The sequence below is a fragment of the Rathayibacter sp. CAU 1779 genome (genome assembly GCF_054551755.1).
The window spans coordinates 219,561-238,376 of the sequence record NZ_JBTOLK010000001.1 but is presented as its reverse complement, the minus strand read 5'-3'; the positions used below and the strand labels follow the sequence as shown (position 1 = coordinate 238,376).

Sequence of the window (18,816 nt, the reverse complement as noted above, 5' to 3'; positions counted from 1 at the left end):
CGCACCCCGAGTCGGTGGCACTGTTACTGACTAGTCAGTAACAGCATCTGCTGACGTCGGTGAACGTTCAAAGGAGAACCAGCATGAGTCGTACCATGCCATCGCGTCGCGCGTTCAAGGGGGTGAGCATCCTCGCGTCCTCCGCCCTCGCGCTGACCGGTATCGGCCTGTTGTCCGCTGCGCCGGCATCCGCTGCGGCACCGGCCGACGGTTCGACGGCAGGATGCCAGCCCGACGCCTCGTACGTCGCCCCGACCGCACCCGCCTTCGGTCCGAACGTCGTCATCCTCGACCCGAGCATGACGACGGATCAGATCAACGCCAAGCTCGCCGCCGTCTCGAATGAGGAGGAGTTCTCATCGAATCGGTACCAGGTGTACTTCCTGCCTGGCACCTATGGGTGCGGCACCAACACGACGAACTCCGGTCCGGACGCGGCGACCGACATCGTGAACGCGAACGTCGGCTTCTACGAATCCGTGGCGGGCCTCGGCGGATCGCCCGACGACGTGACCATCAACGGCGCGCTGCACGTCGAGCCGGTGCAGTCGAATCCGTCCGCCCCGTGGGAGGGGCAGAGCCCCGGATCCCTGGACAACTTCTGGCGGTCCCTGAGCAATGTGAAGATCAACCCGATCCAGGAGCCGCTCGGCGAGGATGCCACCCGCCAGTTCCCGGAGGGCATCACCGACCCGAACACGATGCGCTGGTCCGTGTCGCAGGCCGCGCCGCTGCGCCGCGTGGACATCGCCGGCAACCTCACGCTGATGGGACGGTTCGGCGCGTACGCGAGCGGCGGATTCCTCGCCGACTCGAACGTCGACGGCCTGGTGACCAACGGATCCCAGCAGCAGTGGTACACGGAGAACAGTTCCGTGGGATCGTGGTCGAACGGCGTCTGGAACCAGGTGTTCTCCGGCGTCACGGGTGCGCCGGCCGATGACACGTATCCCAGCCCGCCGTACACGACGCTGAGCTCGACGCCGGTGAGCCGCGAGGCGCCGTTCCTCTACGTCGACGGCGGTCGGTACAGGGTGTTCGTGCCGAACGCGAAGCGGAACGCGTCAGGTGCGAATTGGTCGACGGATGCCGCCGCCGGCACGTCCCTGCCGATGAGCGCGTTCTACATCGCGCATCCCGGAGACTCGGCGTCGAAGATCAACGCGCAACTGGCATCCGGGAAGAACCTCATCGTCACGCCAGGCGTATACAAGCTCGATCACGCGCTGCGCGTGAAGCGGGCGGACACCGTGATCCTCGGCCAGGGCGAGGCCACGCTCACGCCCACGCGGGGCAACGCGGCGATCGAGGTCGGCGACACCAAGGGTGTCAAGATCTCCGGCCTCACCATCGACGCGGGCGCCGTGACGAGCGACGTTCTGCTGCAGGTCGGGCCGACCGGTGCCCGGGTCAGCGACCCGAGGGATCCGACCACGCTGTGCGACGTGTTCGTGCGCATCGGCGGATCCCAGCAGGGGAGCGTGAACACCGCGATCGTCGTGAACAGCAGCAACGTGCTGCTCGACGACATCTGGTCGTGGCGCGCCGACCACGGCAGCGACGTGGGCTGGACGCAGAACACCGGGAAGCACGGCCTCGTGGTCAACGGTGACGACGTGGAAGCCAACGGCCTCTTCGTCGAGCACTACCAGCAGGCGCAGACCGTGTGGAACGGCAACGGCGGCACGACGATCTTCTACCAGAGCGAACTGCCATACGACCCGCCGACCCAGGCCGACTGGATGGACGGCACCCGCGACGGATACGCCTCGTACCAGGTCTCCGACACGGTCACCAGCCACCACGCCTACGGGCTCGGCATCTACTCGTTCTTCGACCCGACGCGCGAAGCGGGCGGCGTCGACCAGAACGTGTTCGCAGAGTCGGCCATCCAGGCGCCGGTGAACCCGAACGTGGCATTCCACCACGTCGTGACGCAGTTCCTCAGCGGAGGCGGCGGCATCACACACGGCGTCAACAGCACGGGTGACACGGTCTCGGCGACCTCGCCGACGGGATCGACGGCGTACATCGTCGACTACCCCGCGGCCGGAACGCCGGTGACGACCGTGCACTTCGCGACGCAGGGAGCGCGGGTCAACGGCGCCGGCTTCTACAAGGGCGGCTCGGTCACGCTGACGGTCTCGACGACGGGCGACACGGCTGCCGTGCTGACCGCGGTGATCGACGGCCGCGCGCCGGTGAGGGTGGCCCATCCGCTCAGGCTCGGCAAGGGATCGCACACCGTGACCGTGACCGCGACGGATGCCGCAGGTGACGTCGAAGCGATCGGCACCTGGCGCGGGAAGGTGGTCGGCTGACCCACGAGCCGCTTCACACGCTCGGCATCCGCCCGAGTTCGAACTGCAGAAATGGCTCCAAACGTGTCCCGTTTGGAGCCTTTTCTGCCGTCTGAGCGGGCGCGCCCCGCCAGTCGAGGACCTCGCGGCGTCCATCGGATCCCCGCACGGTCGCCAGAGTCCGCCACGAGGTTGAGCGATTGGCGTACACGCGCCGCCCGCGGATCTCATCCAGCCGCGACCACGAGCGTGTGCTCGAGCGGCACTTCGCGTCGACACTCCGGGCATCCGGGGCCGGGCCCGGCGTGTCGTGACGAGGTGCCGCAGCTCGACACGCGGCGTTCCGAGGTTCGCTCGTGCTTCAGAATGGAGCGGGTGACCGACGTGACCGACGACAGCCAGCCGTTCGCTCAGCAGCCCCGTCGCCGATCGGGCATGCTGCTGGTTCCGACAGCAGCGCTGACCTGGGGTCTTCAGTTCGCGTTCTTCAACCCGGCGCTGGCGCTCGTGCTGGCCGGCCCCTTCGGGGCGACGGATGCGCAAATCGGCCTGGCCCTCGCGCTGTACAACGCGAGCGGATTCATCTGCTCCCTGGTGATCCCGATGATCGCCGACCGAACGGGCAGCTACCTCACCGCGATCATCTGGTGCGGGATCGCCACCCTGCCGATGACCGCGGTGCTCGGGTTCTCCAGCCTGCTGCCGGTCGCGATGGTCGCTCTCGTGCTGTTGGGTGGCCCGGCGAGCGTCGGATCCTCGCTGCTGTTCGCCCAGCTGCGAGCGAGTGGCGCGTCGCCGCGCACGGTCATCAACACCCGAGCCGTTGTGTCGTTCGCGTGGGTGGCAGGGCCGCCGATCGCGACGCTTCTGGTGGGGTGGTTCGGTGACCGATCCGTGCTGGTCGCGATCGCGGCTGTGTCGCTCGTCGGCCTCGCGACGACGATGGCGCTGCGGATCCGCCAGCGGTCGCCCGAGCATGCCGCCCGCGCGGCCGGTGAGGCGTCGGAGAAGGGGGTCGCGTATCCGCTCGTCGCCGTCGGTGCTGTCGTGGTGGCCTTCATCGCGCTGCAGGCCACCAACTATGTGGTGACGACCGTGATGGCGTTGTTCGTCGCGAACACGCTGCAGTTGCCGGTCTTCTGGGCCGGCATCGCTCTCGGTGTTGCCGCGGCAGCGGAGATCCCCGCCCTGATGGTCATCGGACGTCTGTCGCGACGCTTCTCCAGCCTCACGCTGATCGCGACCGGATGCGTCGTCGGCGCCGTGTTCTACGTGCTCATGGCCGTCGTGAACGGTCCCGTGCTTCTCCTGGTCGCGCAGCTGCTGAACGCCGTGTTCTTCGCGATCGTCGCCGGAGTGGGCCTGACGTTCTTCCTGGAGATCATTCCGCGGCCGGGGCTCGCGTCGGGTCTGTTCACGAACATCCGCCGCATCGGCGCCATCATCTCCGGCGGGATCATCGCCCTCACCGTCGTGATCGGCGGTTACCGCGCCATGTTCCTGGTCTGCGCGGGGCTCACGGTGTTCGCGCTGATCGTGATCGGCGTCGCTGCGGGCGTGACGCGGAGAGCAGCCGCGCGAGGCGGCAGCGCGGCGTGATCCGATCCGCCGCGTCGGCGCGTACGAAAGCCGGAGTGATCGCGCTCTCGCGCCGAAAACCGCAGGATTCCTCCGGTTTTCGGTGCCACCTCCGGTTTTCAGTACGACCTGACAGCAGGACCTGACAGCAGGACCTGACAGCAGGACCTGACAGCAGGACCTGACAGCAGGACCTGACCGGGAGTGATCCGGGCGGGGTCCGACTCGGGGGCCACGCCGCGCGATCGGGCTGAATCGATTCATTCGGGGTGCTAGCGTGCCCGATGTCCCACCGGGCTCAGCGTCCGTCGTCAGGCGAATCGCGGATGACCGGGTCTGCCCCCCGAAAGGTCACCCATGCCGTTCTCCGCCTTCGGCGTCATCACCGACGCAGCCCGCCTCGATGCAGCCTTCGTGGCCGGAGTCGATTACGTCGAGCCGTTCATCGTGGACAACGTGGTGGTGCCGGATGGCGCCGGGTGGCGTCTGGCTGACGCGTATCGCGGCCGCAAGCATCCGTCGTTCGCGGTCCTCGTGCCGGGCTCCCTGCAGCTGATCGGTGCGGAGAGGAGCGCCGAGGGCAGTGCCGCGGGGAGTACCGACGGCCGAGCGGATACCGCGCGAGCGTACTTCGAGCAGGTCTTCCCGATCCTCGGCGAGGTCGCCGAACCCGGCGCCAAGGTCGTCTTCGGATCGGGGCGTTCCAGGACCGTGCCGGACGGCGTGAGCCCCGAGGACGCGCGGGATCAGTTCGCGGACATCGTGCGGATCGCGCGCGACACGGCAGCGGCATCCGGTCTGCGCGTCATGCTGGAGCCACTGCACGCCGGCGAGACGAATCTGATCAACTCGATCGGCGAGGCGGCCGAGTTCCTCGACGCGTACGGGATCGACAACGTGCCGATCGTCGCGGACCTGTTCCACATCATGCTGCGCGGGGAGCCGCTCGACGCCATCCTGGAGCACGCCGCGCGGATAGGACACGCCCACATCGCCGACAGCGGCCGCCGCCACCTCGGCTCGGGCGACTGGCCGTGGCGGGAGTTCCTCGCGACGCTGCAGCAGGCCGGATACGACGGCAGTGTGTCGCTCGAGTGCAACTGGGGCGAGGACTTCGAGGGTGAGGTGCGTACGTCGCTGGAGCTGCTACGGGCGCTGTAGCGCCCCGTGGCAAGACTCCTACAGTGCGGCCACACGCCCGCACCCACCGCTCACGAAAACCGGAGTGATCGCGCTCTCGCGTCGAAAACCGCAGAATTCCTCCGGTTTTCAGTGCCGCCTCCGGTTTTCAGCACGCCCTGACGACGCGACCTGACACGCGGGCCGCGGGGAGGCGCCGCGCACGCAAGGACACCGCGACGCCGTCACCGTGGCACCGTCACCGCGACGCCGCCATCTCCGGCGTCCTGCGGAACATGACGGCTGTCGCGACGGCGAGCACGACGATCCCGATCGACTCGATCACGACGGTCTGCGGCACGAGGGTGAACGTCCACACCTCGCGGATGCCGAAGAGGCCGACCGTGAGCGCGAGGAGGAGCGCCAGGAGTGTGGCGACGAGGAACAGCAGGCTCAACACGGTGGCCAACTGGAGGAGTCTGCCGCGGAGGACGAGCATCCCGACCGCCAGCACGAGCGCCGCGATGGCGTTGAGCACGAAGAGCACTCCGAGTGTGCCGCCGACGCCGTCGAAAACGAGGAAGAGGTGGATGCCGCCGACGATGACGAGGATGATCGCGCTCAGGATGCGCATCAGCCATTGCACTGGCTGGCCGGTTTCGGACATGTCCCTACTCGCTTTCTGTCCCGCCTTGCGTGCGGAGGCCCTTTCCGGTGACACGAGGGAGTGGCCCGAGTGGTTCATCGGCCTGCCCCGGTTCGTCGGCGGAACGTGACGCGTGCGAACGGGCGAGCCACACGACGTCCCGTCCGAACGACTCGACGAGCAGCAGGAGCGCCGCGGCGGCGAGGATTCCGTCCAGGGGCTGCGGCAGAATCCGTGCGGCCACGATGGTGAGCGCGATCCCGCAGCTGGCGGTCACCACCTTGCGCCAATAGCGCGGCTGCAGGGTCGCCCGCATCCACGGCAGCAGCCATCCGGCGGCGACGAAGGCGTACCGCATCAGGCCGATCGCGAGCACCCACCATCCGACGTACCTGGCGTCGTAGACGCAGAGCACGAACAGCAGGAACGCGTCGACCTCCATATCGAACCGGGCGCCGAGCTCGCTCTCGCTGCCGGTGCGCCGCGCGACGATTCCGTCGACGGCGTCGAGGGCGAGCGCGACGGCGACGATCGTGACGAACACGGCCGTCGGAACCGGTGTCTGGAACGACGCGGCGACCATGGCGGTCGCGACCCCGACCAGCACGGACCGCGTGGCCGTCACGGCGTTCGCCGGTCCGAGGCGCGTGGCGTGTCGACGAGCGAGCCCGAGCGAGAGCAGCAGTGACGACACGAACAGGTAGGCGACGCCGAAAGCCCAGCCCGCGAGCGACAGCGGCATGAGCAAGCCCACGAGGAAGAGCGCGGCGCATCCTGCGAGCGCCCACCACCACGGCGTGACCTGAACCATTCCCTTGCGACCTCCGTGTGTTCATCATGGTCGTGATGAGGAACACGCTGCACGGCCCCTCTGCGGTTCATCGTGATGAAGCGGATGACGCGATCGCCCTCTGGACGACCGGCCCTGGCGTGGCCGAGTTGCGGCACGAGCCGCAGCGGCGGGCGGGGGAGGGCGAGGCATCCGTCCGCACGCTGTGGACAGGGGTGAGTCGTGGCACGGAGACGATCATCGCGCGCGGCGAGGTGCCGCAGAGCGAGTGGGAGCGGATGCGCTCACCCTTCCAGGAAGGCGACTTCCCGTTCCCGGTGAAGTACGGCTACCTCAACGTCGGGGTCGTGGACGACGGTCCATCGGAGTGGCGGGGGCGGACCGTGTTCTCGCTGCATCCGCATCAGTCGCGGTTCGTGGCATCCGTCGACGCGCTAGTCCCCGTCCCTGAGGGAGTGCCCGCGCGGCGAGCGGTTCTCGCCGGCGCGGTCGAGACAGCAGTGAACGTGTTGTGGGACGCCCGGCCGTTGATCGGCGACCGTGTGGTGGTCGTCGGTGCGGGGATGATCGGATGCTCCGTCGCGGCGCTGCTGCGCGGCATCCCCGGTCTCGTGGTCACCCTCGTCGACATCGACCCGGCCAGAGCCGCCGTCGCATCGGCGCTCGGCACACGGTTCGCCGCGCCGGACGACGCCCCGTCGGATGCGGACGTCGTGATCGAGGCGAGCGGATCCGCCGCCGGTCTGGGGCTGGCGCTTCGGCTCGCGCCGACGGACGGCGAGGTGATCGTCGCGAGCTGGTACGGCAGCGGCGAGGTGCCCCTCGACCTGGGCGCGGACTTCCACTCGCGTCGGCTGACCATCCGCTCCAGTCAAGTGGGCGCGGTTGCGTCGAGCCGGCGGGGACGGAGGACGACCGGCGAGCGTCTCGCGCTCGCCCTGCGACTGCTGGAGGATCCGGTGTTCGACGCGCTCCTCGGCGGCACCTCCGGATGGCGCGACCTGTCGTCCGTGGTCGCATCCCTCGCCGCAGGCACCGCCGACGACCTGTGCCACACCATCGATTGGAGCGCGGAATGAGCTTCAGCGTCACGGTGCGCGACCACCTGATGATCGCGCACAGCCTGAAGGGCGAGGTCTTCGGCCCGGCGCAGAACCTGCACGGCGCGACGTTCGTCGTGGATGCGACGTTCCGCGCATCCGACCTGAACGCCGACGGGATCGTGGTCGACATCGGACGCGCGACCACCGAACTGCGCGAGATCGTCGCCGCGTACTCGTATCGCAACCTCGACGAGGATCCTGACCTGCAGGGCATCAACACCACGACGGAGCGGCTGTGCCAGGTCATCGGCGATCGGCTCGCCTCGCGTGCTCGCGACGGGGTGCTCGGATCCACACGGCTCAGCGGGATCGCCGTCACGCTGCACGAGTCGCACGTCGCATGGGCGTCGTACGAGGTGGCGCTCTGATGGACGGAGTGCGCTGATGGACGGGACGCGCTGATGAGCGGGACTCGGACGGACACGACACCGGCGGCGGCGGCGGCAACGACACCGACCGCAGCGGCGGCAACGACACCGATCGCAGCGGCGGCAACGACAGGGGTGCTGTGATGGCCGAGCGGATCGTGTGGTTCCTCGTGCCGGAGGGGATCGACGATCCGGCACGGGTCAGCGGCGGCAACGTGTACGACCGGGAGATCCGGACGGAACTGCGTGAGCGTGGCTGGAGGGTGAACGTGGTTCGCGTCGCGGATCCGGATGCAGAGGGATCCGCCAAGGTGGCCGCCGCCGTCGACGCCGTACCGGACGGCGGCCTCGCGCTCGTTGACGGACTGGTGGGGGGCTGGGCGGCGGCCGAACTCGCGGCGGCGAGCACGCGCATCCGCCTCGTCGTCCTCGCGCACATGGTCGCGGCAGCCTTCCCCGATGCGTCGAGCGCGACCGCGGACGCCGAGCGGCGGTCGCTGGCGTGCGCTCGACGAGTGGTGACGACGAGCCGGTGGACGGCCGACCAACTCGTGCGGCGCGGGCTGGCGGAGAGCGACAGCATCACCGTCGCAGCCCCCGGAGCGCACCGGCGTGCACCCGCCACAGCCTCCGAACCAGGAGGGGAACTGCTCTGCGTGGGCGTGATCGCGCCGCACAAGGGCCAAGACCTCCTGCTCGACGCGCTCGCCCTCGTATCGGAGTCCGGTTGGACCTGCACGTTGATCGGATCAACGACCGCGTTTCCCGCGTTCGCGGCCCGCATCGCAGCTCAAATAGCAGAGAGGGCCGAGTTCGGTGCGCGCGTGCGGATGGCGGGCGTGTTCACGCCCGACCAGCTCGACACCGTCTACCGTCGGACCGCGCTGCTCATCGCGCCGTCCCGTGTCGAAAGCTCGGGGATGGCGCTCGCCGAGGCGCAGGCGCGCGGGATCCCGGTGGTGGCCGCCGCCGTGGGCGGCATTCCGGACACGCTGGGCATGGGCGCCGCCGGGATGAACGGCACGCCACGGGGCGGCGCGATGCTGGTACGCCCGGACGACGCGGCAGCGTTGGCGGATGCGCTGGACGCGTGGCTGCAGGATCCGGGGCTCCGCGATCGGCTCCGCACGGAGGCCAGGCACGCTCGCACGCTGCTGTCCGGATGGCCGGAGACGGCCGCCACGGTCGAGAAAGCGCTGGTGTCGGCATGACCTCGATCTCGATCGTCTCGCCGCAGTGGCTCGCGCTCCGAGCCGCAGCCGATGATGCAGCACGCTCGCCGGAGCTTGCTGCCGAGCTGCGCCGCCTGCTCGCGCACGGGTCGGTGCCGTCCGCCGGCCTCGCGATCCACGACCTCGGTTCGGGATCCGGCGCGATGACCAGGTGGCTGGCACCGCTGCTGCCTGGTCCGCAGCGGTGGGTGCTGCACGACGGCGATGCCGGCATCCTGTCGCATGTCGAGCTCCGGTCGGTCGTCGACGATGCCGGCCGACCGGTCGAGGCCGATCTCAGCGTGGAGGATCTTGCCCAGTTGGCTCGGTCGGCGTTCGACGGTGCATCGGCGGTCACGGCATCCGCGGTGCTCGACGTCGTCACACGAGAAGAGGCCGAGCGGATCGTGGCGGCCTGCGTCGCGGCCGGAGCACCGGCGCTGTTCAGTCTCACGGTCACGGGCGACGTGCGGCTGTACCCGGCGGATCCGCTGGACGCCGTGATCCGCGACGCGTTCAACGACCATCAGCGGCGAACGGCCGGCGGTCGACGCCTGCTCGGGCCGGATGCCGTACCGCTGCTGGCGAGGCTCTTCGCCGCAGCGGGCTGGCGGATCCGCCTGGCACCAACACCGTGGCGCCTCGGACCCGACGACGCGCTGCTGATTCATGCGTGGCTGGACGGATGGGTGGACGCCGCGATCGAGCAGCGCCCGGCCCTCATCGGGGTCGCCGAGGACTACCGCCGCCGACGTCACGCCGCAGCGGCGAGGGGATCCCTCCGGCTGATCGTCTCGCACGAGGACCTGCTCGCATGGCCCGCGTGATCCGCCTGGTGGGCAGGGCGCGCGGGGGGCTGACGATCCTTGCGGCCGTCGCGATCGTCGTGGCGACGGTGCTCGCGGTCGGCGTCGGGCCATTCCTGAACGGGATCGCGTCCGTCTCGCCCGCGACGATCGCGATCGCCCTCGGGCTCACCGCGATCGCCACGGCCGCCGCGGCGTGGCGGTGGCGCGTCGTCGCCGCGCACCTCGGCATGCCGCTCGCCTGGCGCGACGCGTTCACGTCCTACTACCGCGCCATGTTCCTCAACACCGTGCTCCCCGGCGGAGTCGTCGGAGACGTGCACCGTGCCTACGCGCAAGGGCGCCGCGAGCAGCGCATGGCCGTCGCTGCACGCTCCGTCGTCGCAGAACGCGTGGCCGGTCAGATCGTGCAGACCGTGGTGACGCTCGCCGTGCTCGTCCCGCTCGGGCTCACGTCCACACTGGGACCGCTGTCGTGGGCGGGCGCGGCACTCGCCGTGCTCGTCGCAATCGTGATCGGTGCGGTGGCCGCGACACGACGCGGTCGCGCAGTGCTCGCGCGGGAAGGGCGGATGCTCCGCCCCCTCATCACACGTCCGCTCGCCCTCGTCGCCCTCGTCGTGTCCTCGGTCGTGGTCGTCGCCGCGTACACGACGACCTTCATCGTTGCCGGACTCGCCGTGGGGGTCGAGACCGAGCCAGGGGGTCTCGGTGCGGTGGCGCTCGTGGTGCTGTGCGCATCCGCGATCCCGATCAACGTGGGCGGATGGGGTCCCCGCGAGGCGGCCAGCGCATCCGCCTTCGCACTGATCGGGCTGGGCGCGGGTGCAGGGGTGGCGGTGTCGGCGGCGTTCGGCGTACTGACGATGCTCGCCGTGGTGCCCGGGGTCGTGGTTCTGCTGGGGGACGGCATCCGGGCGCGCCGACGGGCCGCGGCAGGCGATCGCGCTCGCCACGGAACGCGAGTGCCGGCACGGGGGAGCAGCGCATGACAGAGCGTCCGTACGTCACGCTGAGCTGCGCGATGTCCATCGACGGATATCTCGACAGCACAGGACCGCGCCGGCTCCGCATGTCGAACGCCGCCGACTTGGACCGCGTCGACGAGGTGCGCGCCGCGAGCGATGCGATCATGGTCGGAGCGTCGACCGTGCGACGCGACGATCCTCGCCTCCTCGTGCGCGATGATGCGCGGCGCGAACGCAGGATCGCCGATGGGCTGGCGTGTTCCCCTGCGAAGGTCACCGTCACCTCGAGCGGCGACCTGCCGCCCGATGCGGCGTTCTTCACGACCGGAGACGCGGCGCGGATCGTCTACTGCCCGAGCGAGACGGAGGGTCGCCTGTGCGAAAGACTCGGCGACCGCGCGACGGTGATCGGACTCGGTGAACGCGTGTCCATGGCCGCGCTGCTCGACGATCTCGGGAGCCGTCGAGGCGTGCGGCGTCTGATGGTCGAGGGCGGTGGCAGTGTGCTGACGCAGTTCCTGACGGCAGATCTCGTCGACGAGCTGCAGCTGGTGATCGCGCCGTTCTTCGTGGGGGCGGCACAGGCGCCTCGGGTGGTCGGCTCCGGACGATTCCCGTTCACGCCGTCGCGTCGTGCGCGCCTGGCCGAGACTCGGCAGATCGGGGACCTCGTGCTGCTGCGATACGCGCTGTCGGAGCGGATGCCGTGACCGGGCCCGTATCGACCCCGCCAGTGCCGACACCACCCGTGTCGACCACAGCTGCACGGACTGCGCCCGCACGGCCCAAGCGCTCGACCCGGCGCCGGTGGAGCCCACTCGCGCTCGCCATCGCCGTCGTGCTCCTCGTCGTGGCGCCGCTCGTGCCGGGGATCCTCTCGGCCGGATCCGCTCTCGCGCTCGTCCGGGTGCCGGTGGAATCGCTCGTGATCCTGCTCATCCTGATGGTGATGCCGTGGCGGTGGGTGCGGATCGTGCTCGCCGCAGTCTTCGGCACGGTCGTGGTCGTGGCGATCGCGCTCGCGGGCATCGACGTCGGATACGAGCAGGTGCTCGACATCCACTTCGATCCTGCCGATTGGCAGCAGCTCGACGACGCGCTCGGCGTGGTGTCCGACTCGATCGGATCCGCCGCGACCACGGCACTCGTCGTGCTGGCCGCCGTGCTCGCCGTGGCGCTGGCCGTCGCGCTCGCGTGGGCCGCGCTGCGGGTGAGTGCTGGCATCCGCCGCCATCTGAAGGTGGGGACGGCGGTGCTCAGCGGTGTGACCGCCGCGTGGATCGTCGCCGCGCTCGTCGGGTCTCAGCTCGTCGCCGGTCAGCCGACGGCGGCTGCGGCATCCGTCGATGCGATCGGCACGGCCGTGTCGCAGGTGTCGACCACGTTGTCGGCGCAAGCGGGACTGCCTCGAGCGATCGCGGACGATGCGTTCGCCGAAGAACCGGCATCCGACCTGCTCACGGCGCTGCGCGGCAAGGACGTCGTGTTCGCCTTCGTCGAGAGCTACGGGCAGGTCGCCGTTCAGGGCACTGACTTCTCCCGCGGGGTGGATGCCGTGCTGCGCGATGGCGACGCCCAGTTGAAAGCGGATGGCTACACCGCCCAGAGCGCGTGGCTCACCTCTCCCACGTTCGGCGGGCTCAGCTGGCTCGCCCATTCCACGCTGCAGACCGGCCTGTGGGTCGACGAGCAACCGATCTACAGCACGGTGATCCGCAGCGATCGCTTCACGCTGAGCGACGCGTTCCGCAAGGCGGGCTGGCGCACGGTGAGCGATGTGCCATCGGATGCGCAGCCCTGGCCGTTCGGCACGTCCTTCTACCACTACGACACGCTGCTGAACGCCGAGAACGTCGGATATCAGGGTCCGCGGTTCGGATACGCCCGCATCCCCGACCAGTACACGTGGAAGTACTTCACCGACCACGAGCTGAGCGGACCGCACCAGCCGGTCATGGCCGAGGTCGACCTGGTTTCCTCGCACACACCGTGGGCGCCGCTGCCGCAGCTCGTGCCGTGGTCGCAGATCGGCGACGGCTCGATCTACGACCCGCAGCCCGCGCAGAGCGAGTCCTCTGGCACCGTCTGGCAGAACCCGAAGACCGTGCAACAGTTCTACGGCCAGTCGGTGCAGTACTCGCTGCAGTCGATGTACTCGTTCCTGAAGAACGTCGACGATCCGAACCTCGTGGTCATCGCGCTCGGGGACCACCAGCCCGCGACGATCGTGAGCGGCAAAGGCGCGAACCACGAGGTGCCGATCAGCATCATCGCGAAGGATCCCGCGGTGTTCCGCTCGATCGCCGCATGGCACTGGTCGTCGGGACTGCGGCCGACGAGCGCGTCGCCCCTGTGGCGGATGGACGCCTTCCGCGACCGCTTCCTCACGGCGTTCGGGCCGTGAGCGGTGCGCTTCGCGCCCACCTCGCCCGTACGCCGGTCTCCGTCACCCTCGGCCGTCACACAGTGCGGGTCGCGCGGAGGCACGCTTGCTGATCGTCTTCCCCGGTCACACGCTGTCCGCGCGCGCGAGACGCTGCGTGCCGCGCTTGAGCACTGCGACAGCCGTGGCGAGGTCTTCCGGGTCCTCGCCGTCGAACGAGATGGCCAGCGATGTGCCGACCGGGTCCGGCAGCGACGCCCACAGCGTGCGACCTGCTTCCGTGAGGTCCAGCACACGCTGACGCTGATCGGTGCTGTGGGCTCGCTGCGCGATGAGCCCCTTGCGCACGAGCGTGCTCACCACGGAACTGAGGCTGGCGCGTTCGACTCCGAGGGTGTGGCCGAGATCCCGTTGGAGGGATGGGCCGTCGTTCGTGAGCTGGTAGAGGACCGCCCACTGCGTCCAGCCGAGGTCGAAGGGACGCAGGATCGCCTCGATGGCCGCGCGGTTCGCGTAGTAGTACTTCTTCGCCCACGCCCCCACCGAGTCGTGCTGGTCGTCCGTATCGTTTGCCACCAGACATCATGACGGCGACGGTCGTCACAATGTCAAGCCGGTCACCACGGGATGTCCACGTCGTCCCACCGTGTGAACGTGCCGCCAGGGGCATCCGGTCCGAGCAGTGCCACGCGCACGATCTCGCGGGAGCCTTCCTCGACGCTCTCGGTGCCGGCGAACCCGTTGAGCTGTGTCGCCGTGAAGCCGGGGGATGCCTGGTTCACCTTGATGCCGGTGCCCTCCAGCTCGATCATCATGGCGAGCCCCATCGCGTTCAGTGCCGTCTTGGAGGCGGCGTAGATCGGGCCGAACGCCTGGCGATACGGGAACGATGGGTCGGCGTTAGCGGTGAGCGATCCGGCACCACTCGAGACGTTGACGATGCGGGCATCCGTCGATTCGCGCAGCAGCGGCAGCATCGCCTGGAAGACGGCCAGCGCACCGAAGACGTTTGTCTCGAATACCGCTCGGACCTCGTCGAGCGACGCGTTGCTGGCCATCGCCGTCGTGAAGTACTCGGGCGTTCCGACCTGGTTGCCCGAGGTATTCGAGATGCCGGCGTTGTTCACGAGCACGTCGAGACGTCCGCTCTCGGAGCGGATGCGCGTCGCCGCAGCATCGATCGACGAGCGATCCGTGACGTCGAGCTGGAGCGCGATCGCGCCGGCACCCAGTCGGGCCGCCGCCTGGGTGCCGCGCTCGAGGTCGCGGGATCCGACGAACACGGTGTGGCCCGCAGCGACGAGCTCCTTGGCCACCTGGAATCCGATGCCCTGGTTGGCTCCCGTGACGAGGGTGATGCGATCCGCAGACATAGGATCTCCTTGGGTTCGTTTGCTACCTGACATTTATATTGTCAGGTAGCAAACGAACTGTGTCAACCATGCCATGAGGCTCGGGCGCTCACTCGTGCTCCGGCAGCAGCGGCGCTGTCAGTCCCGGGTCCCGCCCGAGATGCGCGGCACGGGAGACGGATGTCGCCCCGAAGCGTTCCCGCACGGCGTCGAGCACCGAGTCGAGGCGTGCTCCGTCGTCCCAGTCGATCGGCAACTCCGGCTGGATGCAGTCCGCTCGCCCCAGCTGAGATAGCGACACGCCGATGAGCGTGATGCCGCGCTCCGTGATCTCGGGAAGAGCCGCGGCGAGCAGGCCGTGCGCGACGGTGAGCAGCATCCCCGTGCGGTCGGTCGGGGAGCGGAGGGTGCGCGAACGGGTGGCCTTCGCATAGTCGCCGTAACGGAGGCGCAGCACGACAGTGCGGCACACCCGCTCCTTGTCGCGGAGCCGGCGGGCAAGCCGATCGATGATCTGGGTGAGGATGAGGTCGAGTTCCTCCGGCGGACGAGGACGGGAGCCGAGTGCACGCTGCGAGCCGATGGATCCGCGTCGCCGTGTGGTGTCGACCGGTCGCGGATCCCGCAGCCTGGCCAGCGCGTGCAGGTGTGCGCCGGCAGCCTTGCCGAGGAGCCTTTCGGCGCTGGATTCCTCCAGCTCGGCGAGTTGTCCGACAGTGCGGATGCCGAGCCGATGCAGCTTCTCGGCCGTCACTGCGCCGACTCCCCACAATCGTTCGACCGGAAGGGGGAGCAGGAACTCCTGCTCGCGGTCCGGTTCGACCACGAGCAGCCCGTCGGGTTTGCTGACCGCGCTGGCGACTTTGGCGAGGAACTTCGTGCGCGCGACGCCCACCGAGATGGCGAGGCCGACTTCGGCGCGCACCCGCTCACGCAACCGAACGGCGATCTGCTCCGGTGTGCCCGCGATGCGCCGTAGCCCGCCGACCTCCAGAAACGCCTCGTCGATCGACAGGCCCTCGACAAGCGGAGTCGTGTCGCGGAAGATCGCGAACACGTCCTTGCTGGCCGCCGAGTACACCTCCATGCGCGGCGGAACGACCACGGCGTCTGGACACAGCTCGCGCGCCTGCCGTCCGCCCATCGCGGTGCGCACGCCGCGGGCCTTCGCCTCGTAGCTCGCGGCCAGCACGACTCCGCCGCCGACGATGACCGGACGACCGCGCAGCTGCGGCGCATCCCGCTGCTCGACCGAGGCGTAGAACGCATCGAGGTCGGCGTGCAGCACGGTCGCCTCACCTCGCATCCGCACTCCGATCAATCGAACGTATGTACGAATGATCGCACGCGCTGGAGACAAGTTGCCGCCAGGGTTTCGCGTGGGAGTATCGGAATCCCCCAGCTACCGCGCGCGATACAACACGGCGCTGTGCTCCTTCGGCGCGAATCCGCGCTCGAAGTCGCGTTCGTTGGGGACCCAGACCTCGCGCCAGAGCGCGTCATGGGATCGCCCCATTCGCCGGTCTCTGGCCATTCCGCGCTCGGCGGCGGTATCGAGGTCGACGTCGCACCAGATCGTGAGGTCGATAGAAGACAGAGCTTCGGGATGGAACAGGCCGATCAGGTCGACCACCAGAAGATCCGTCGTCGGCACCGGCTCCGGAGCGGAGAGCTCGCCGCGCGCCCAGTCGAGCCGGCGGAACGTGCTCGGCATCCCCGTGCGGAGCGGCGCGAGCACCTCGTCCACCAGACGCGTGCGTTCCACTCCGTCCCAGTCGGTGGAGCGTCGATGAGAGCGAACCGGATCGAGGAAGTCGTCGCCGCGCATCCGCACCGCTCCCGGCAGCGCCGCCACCAGCGACCTCGCGAGCGTCGACTTGCCTGAGCCGCAGTATCCGGAGATCCCGGCCACGACCGGATGGTCGCTCGCACGACGCAGTGCATCGAGGTGCTCGATGAGTGCCCGCTCGTCCATCGTTCGAGCATAGGGAGATGTCGGCGGGCGCCCGTGCTCAGACAGTCGTTTCCGTCTGGTCGTTGTGGCGTGCTGCGAACAGCGGTGAGAAGGCGACGATGAGGGCCGCAACCGTGAAGACGGCCGCGCCGATCCCGATGGTCACCCGGTACCCGAGGAGCGTTGCGAGAAGTCCGGTCAACAAGGCCCCGAAGAAGAACAGGACGCGATTCACGGTGCGAATTGTCGAGTTCATCCGCCCCTGGATGCCGTCGGGCGCGACGGACTGCCGGTAGCCGGTGTCGTTCGCATCCTCGATCCCCATCGCAAGGCAGTAGACGAACTGCGCGGCGGAGACCACGACGAGAGGGAAGGCCGTGCCGCCGGCGTCGCTGAAGGGCAGGACGGCGAGAGCGACCCACGGGAGGATGACGAGCACACGCCCGAGGAAGATCGCTCGTCCCGCTCCGAGCCGTTCTCCCACGCGTGGAGCGACCAGGGCTCCGAGGAACCCGCCCACTCCGCCGAACGCCAGCGCGACTCCGTACGCCCACGGCTGGAGGTCGAGCTCGCGGAGCACGAAGACCGCGAACACGGTCGTCACGATGCTGTTGCCGAGGAACCAGGTGTGGACCGACAGTGCCAGCGGACGCAACGTCCGATGGTGGTACGTGTATCGCATTCCTTCGGCGATGTCGTAACCGATGTGACGTCCGGGCTTGCGAGGGGCGGCCTTCGGCTCGTCGACCTCGATCCGCGACTGGAGCACGGCCGACACGGCGGTGATCACCGCGTCGAACGCGAACAGGATGGGCGCACCGAGCAGGCCCAGCAGCGCGCCGCCGATCGCGGGTCCGGCGGTGCCGGCCACCGTGCCGCTCTGACCGAGCCGGGCGTTGGCCATGACGAGTGAGTCGCGCGGAACAATGCGCGGAAGGAGCGGCTGAGCCGCCGAATCCGCGAAGAGGATCAGCACGCCGAGCACGAGCGTGACAATCGCCAGCGACCAGAAGGTCAGCGTCCCCGTCAGCAGGAGCACCGGAATCGCCGCGAGCGCGAGCGCACGCCCGATGCTCGTGAGCACGAGCGTGCGCTGCCGACGCCAGCGATCCATGAGCGCACCGATGATCAGCCCGAGGAACAGGTAGGGCACGACACCGAGAGCACTCAGGATGCTGATCTGCACGGCCGTCGCGTGCAACACGGACACGATGAGGACGTTGAACGCGACGCCGGAGATCGAGCTTCCCAGCGCGCGGATGCTGCTCGCGGTCCAGAAGAGAGCGAACGCCCGGTGGCGAAGGACTTCGCGCGGCCGGGACGCGACGGCGTCCCCGGTCGGGTGCGCGCCGTCGTCCACGGTTCGAGCCTATCGATCGCGATTGCGGCCGGAATCGCCCTTGCCCCGGCATCCTTTCGTCTGCTGGAATCCAGCGTGCGCTTCACATCCGAGACGGTGACCGACGGCATCCGCGAGCAGCTCTACACTCTCGGCGAGATCCCCGGCGTGCTCTGGACGCCCGCGGATGCGACTACCCCGCGTCCGCTGGTGCTCATCGGGCACGGCGGCGGCTCGAGCAAGAAGGGATGGGAGGTCACGTCCCGCGCCTTTCCCTTCGTCACGACCTGCGGGTTCGCGGTCGCCGCCATCGACGCTCCGGGCACAGGGGATCGCCCTTTTCACCCGGAGGTCATGCGGCTGGTCTCCGAGATCGATGGGCTGATGGATTCGGGTGAAACGTTCGAGGCCGAGAAGCGAGCCATGTACGAAACGGTGGTCGCGGAGCTCATCCCCGACTGGCAGGCGACGCTCGACGAGCTGCAGAACACGGAGTTCGTGGACGAGAGCCGGCCGATCGGGTACTACGGCCTGTCTCAGGGTGGCGAGCTGGGCATCCGTCTCGTTGCAGACGAGCCGCGGATCGGCGCGGCCGTGCTCGGCCTGGTGGGGAGCGAATGGCTCTTCGAGCCGGCCTCACGGATCACGGTCCCTGTCGAGTTCCTGCTGCAGTGGGACGACGCGAGCAACCCGCGAGAGGACGTGCTGAGCCTCTTCGGGGCGCTCGGATCGGCCGAGAAGACGCTGCACGCGAACCCGGGCAGCCACTTCCGCATCCCGCCCTTCGAGATCGACAGCGCCGTTCGGTTCTTCGCCCGCCATCTCGGTGACGGGGCAGCGACCTGACGATGCGAGTCGTGGGTGCGGCCGCGCAGGCTGCGTGCCGGGTGGCAGGATTC

At 69.1% G+C, this 18,816-nt stretch carries 18 protein-coding genes; 11 read left to right on the top strand and 7 right to left on the bottom strand.

What is annotated here, in order from left to right:
* Positions 1–83: 83 nt before the first annotated feature.
* The 3 genes from ACX9R5_RS01095 to ACX9R5_RS01085 all read left to right on the top strand — a co-directional run bounded on the left by ACX9R5_RS01095 (position 84) and on the right by ACX9R5_RS01085 (position 5,039).
* Positions 84–2,321, top strand: coding sequence for an adenylyl cyclase (locus ACX9R5_RS01095; RefSeq protein WP_459407164.1), 2,238 nt, complete (start codon positions 84–86; stop codon positions 2,319–2,321).
* Positions 2,322–2,675: 354 nt separating this feature from the next.
* Positions 2,676–3,899, top strand: a complete 1,224-nt coding sequence (locus ACX9R5_RS01090) for an MFS transporter (RefSeq protein WP_459407163.1) — start codon at positions 2,676–2,678, stop codon at positions 3,897–3,899.
* Positions 3,900–4,235: 336 nt separating this feature from the next.
* Entirely contained in the window at positions 4,236–5,039 is an 804-nt protein-coding gene (locus tag ACX9R5_RS01085; protein ID WP_459407162.1) for a sugar phosphate isomerase/epimerase family protein, read from the top strand.
* Positions 5,040–5,256: 217 nt separating this feature from the next.
* Here ACX9R5_RS01085 and ACX9R5_RS01080 read toward each other — a convergent pair whose 3' ends face one another.
* Both ACX9R5_RS01080 and ACX9R5_RS01075 read right to left on the bottom strand, forming a co-directional pair.
* Entirely contained in the window at positions 5,257–5,664 is a 408-nt protein-coding gene (locus ACX9R5_RS01080; RefSeq protein WP_459407161.1) for a hypothetical protein, read from the bottom strand.
* A 4-nt stretch (positions 5,665–5,668) separates the two neighbouring features.
* A complete protein-coding gene (locus ACX9R5_RS01075; protein WP_459407160.1) occupies positions 5,669–6,454 on the bottom strand; it encodes a CDP-alcohol phosphatidyltransferase family protein in 786 nt (261 codons plus the stop codon).
* 35 nt (positions 6,455–6,489) lie between these two features.
* Between ACX9R5_RS01075 and ACX9R5_RS01070 the strand changes: the two genes are divergently transcribed.
* From ACX9R5_RS01070 to ACX9R5_RS01040, 7 genes are all read left to right on the top strand, one after another.
* Complete coding sequence (locus ACX9R5_RS01070; RefSeq protein WP_459407159.1) at positions 6,490–7,512, top strand: zinc-dependent alcohol dehydrogenase; 1,023 nt, start codon at positions 6,490–6,492, stop codon at positions 7,510–7,512.
* On the top strand, positions 7,509–7,904 hold the full coding sequence (locus tag ACX9R5_RS01065) for a 6-pyruvoyl trahydropterin synthase family protein (protein WP_459407158.1): 396 nt from the start codon (positions 7,509–7,511) through the stop codon (positions 7,902–7,904). Before ACX9R5_RS01070 ends, ACX9R5_RS01065 begins: the two co-directional genes overlap by 4 nt.
* Before the next feature lie 143 nt (positions 7,905–8,047).
* Positions 8,048–9,115 (top strand): glycosyltransferase family 4 protein, encoded by a 1,068-nt coding sequence (locus tag ACX9R5_RS01060; protein WP_459407157.1) that lies wholly within the window; start codon positions 8,048–8,050, stop codon positions 9,113–9,115.
* A complete protein-coding gene (locus ACX9R5_RS01055) occupies positions 9,112–9,942 on the top strand; it encodes an SAM-dependent methyltransferase (protein WP_459407156.1) in 831 nt (276 codons plus the stop codon). Before ACX9R5_RS01060 ends, ACX9R5_RS01055 begins: the two co-directional genes overlap by 4 nt.
* On the top strand, positions 9,930–10,913 hold the full coding sequence (locus ACX9R5_RS01050; RefSeq protein ID WP_459407155.1) for a lysylphosphatidylglycerol synthase transmembrane domain-containing protein: 984 nt from the start codon (positions 9,930–9,932) through the stop codon (positions 10,911–10,913). Before ACX9R5_RS01055 ends, ACX9R5_RS01050 begins: the two co-directional genes overlap by 13 nt.
* Complete coding sequence (locus tag ACX9R5_RS01045; RefSeq protein WP_459407154.1) at positions 10,910–11,599, top strand: RibD family protein; 690 nt, start codon at positions 10,910–10,912, stop codon at positions 11,597–11,599. Before ACX9R5_RS01050 ends, ACX9R5_RS01045 begins: the two co-directional genes overlap by 4 nt.
* Before the next feature lie 38 nt (positions 11,600–11,637).
* Positions 11,638–13,293: an alkaline phosphatase family protein gene (locus tag ACX9R5_RS01040; RefSeq protein ID WP_459407153.1), complete on the top strand. Its 1,656-nt coding sequence runs from the start codon at positions 11,638–11,640 to the stop codon at positions 13,291–13,293.
* 105 nt (positions 13,294–13,398) lie between these two features.
* Here ACX9R5_RS01040 and ACX9R5_RS01035 read toward each other — a convergent pair whose 3' ends face one another.
* The 5 genes from ACX9R5_RS01035 to ACX9R5_RS01015 all read right to left on the bottom strand — a co-directional run bounded on the left by ACX9R5_RS01035 (position 13,399) and on the right by ACX9R5_RS01015 (position 17,938).
* Positions 13,399–13,848: a MarR family winged helix-turn-helix transcriptional regulator gene (locus ACX9R5_RS01035; protein ID WP_459407152.1), complete on the bottom strand. Its 450-nt coding sequence runs from the start codon at positions 13,846–13,848 to the stop codon at positions 13,399–13,401.
* 41 nt (positions 13,849–13,889) lie between these two features.
* On the bottom strand, positions 13,890–14,645 hold the full coding sequence (locus tag ACX9R5_RS01030; protein WP_459407151.1) for an SDR family NAD(P)-dependent oxidoreductase: 756 nt from the start codon (positions 14,643–14,645) through the stop codon (positions 13,890–13,892).
* A gap of 88 nt (positions 14,646–14,733) precedes the next feature.
* On the bottom strand, positions 14,734–15,930 hold the full coding sequence (gene dinB, locus ACX9R5_RS01025; protein ID WP_459407150.1) for a DNA polymerase IV: 1,197 nt from the start codon (positions 15,928–15,930) through the stop codon (positions 14,734–14,736).
* 96 nt (positions 15,931–16,026) lie between these two features.
* Positions 16,027–16,599 carry a uridine kinase family protein gene (locus ACX9R5_RS01020; RefSeq protein ID WP_459407149.1) on the bottom strand — a complete coding sequence of 191 codons (573 nt, stop codon included), beginning with the start codon at positions 16,597–16,599 and terminating at the stop codon, positions 16,027–16,029.
* A gap of 37 nt (positions 16,600–16,636) precedes the next feature.
* Complete coding sequence (locus tag ACX9R5_RS01015; RefSeq protein WP_459407148.1) at positions 16,637–17,938, bottom strand: MFS transporter; 1,302 nt, start codon at positions 17,936–17,938, stop codon at positions 16,637–16,639.
* Between the two features lie 75 nt (positions 17,939–18,013).
* On the opposite strand from ACX9R5_RS01015, the gene ACX9R5_RS01010 reads away from it, so the two are divergent.
* A complete protein-coding gene (locus tag ACX9R5_RS01010; protein ID WP_459407147.1) occupies positions 18,014–18,763 on the top strand; it encodes a dienelactone hydrolase family protein in 750 nt (249 codons plus the stop codon).
* Positions 18,764–18,816 lie beyond the last annotated feature (53 nt).

What these genes read in the sequence shown, in the direction of transcription:
- ACX9R5_RS01080 (WP_459407161.1), bottom strand. Translation starts at nt 5,664, where the DNA reads ATGTCCGAAACCGGCCAGCCAGTGCAATGGCTGATGCGCATCCTGAGC.
- dinB (WP_459407150.1), bottom strand. Translation starts at nt 15,930, where the DNA reads ATGCGAGGTGAGGCGACCGTGCTGCACGCCGACCTCGATGCGTTCTAC.
- ACX9R5_RS01050 (WP_459407155.1), top strand. Translation starts at nt 9,930, where the DNA reads ATGGCCCGCGTGATCCGCCTGGTGGGCAGGGCGCGCGGGGGGCTGACG.
- ACX9R5_RS01095 (WP_459407164.1), top strand. Translation starts at nt 84, where the DNA reads ATGAGTCGTACCATGCCATCGCGTCGCGCGTTCAAGGGGGTGAGCATC.
- ACX9R5_RS01070 (WP_459407159.1), top strand. Translation starts at nt 6,490, where the DNA reads ATGAGGAACACGCTGCACGGCCCCTCTGCGGTTCATCGTGATGAAGCG.
- ACX9R5_RS01065 (WP_459407158.1), top strand. Translation starts at nt 7,509, where the DNA reads ATGAGCTTCAGCGTCACGGTGCGCGACCACCTGATGATCGCGCACAGC.
- ACX9R5_RS01075 (WP_459407160.1), bottom strand. Translation starts at nt 6,454, where the DNA reads ATGGTTCAGGTCACGCCGTGGTGGTGGGCGCTCGCAGGATGCGCCGCG.
- ACX9R5_RS01045 (WP_459407154.1), top strand. Translation starts at nt 10,910, where the DNA reads ATGACAGAGCGTCCGTACGTCACGCTGAGCTGCGCGATGTCCATCGAC.
- ACX9R5_RS01055 (WP_459407156.1), top strand. Translation starts at nt 9,112, where the DNA reads ATGACCTCGATCTCGATCGTCTCGCCGCAGTGGCTCGCGCTCCGAGCC.
- ACX9R5_RS01060 (WP_459407157.1), top strand. Translation starts at nt 8,048, where the DNA reads ATGGCCGAGCGGATCGTGTGGTTCCTCGTGCCGGAGGGGATCGACGAT.
- ACX9R5_RS01020 (WP_459407149.1), bottom strand. Translation starts at nt 16,599, where the DNA reads ATGGACGAGCGGGCACTCATCGAGCACCTCGATGCACTGCGTCGTGCG.
- ACX9R5_RS01030 (WP_459407151.1), bottom strand. Translation starts at nt 14,645, where the DNA reads ATGTCTGCGGATCGCATCACCCTCGTCACGGGAGCCAACCAGGGCATC.
- ACX9R5_RS01085 (WP_459407162.1), top strand. Translation starts at nt 4,236, where the DNA reads ATGCCGTTCTCCGCCTTCGGCGTCATCACCGACGCAGCCCGCCTCGAT.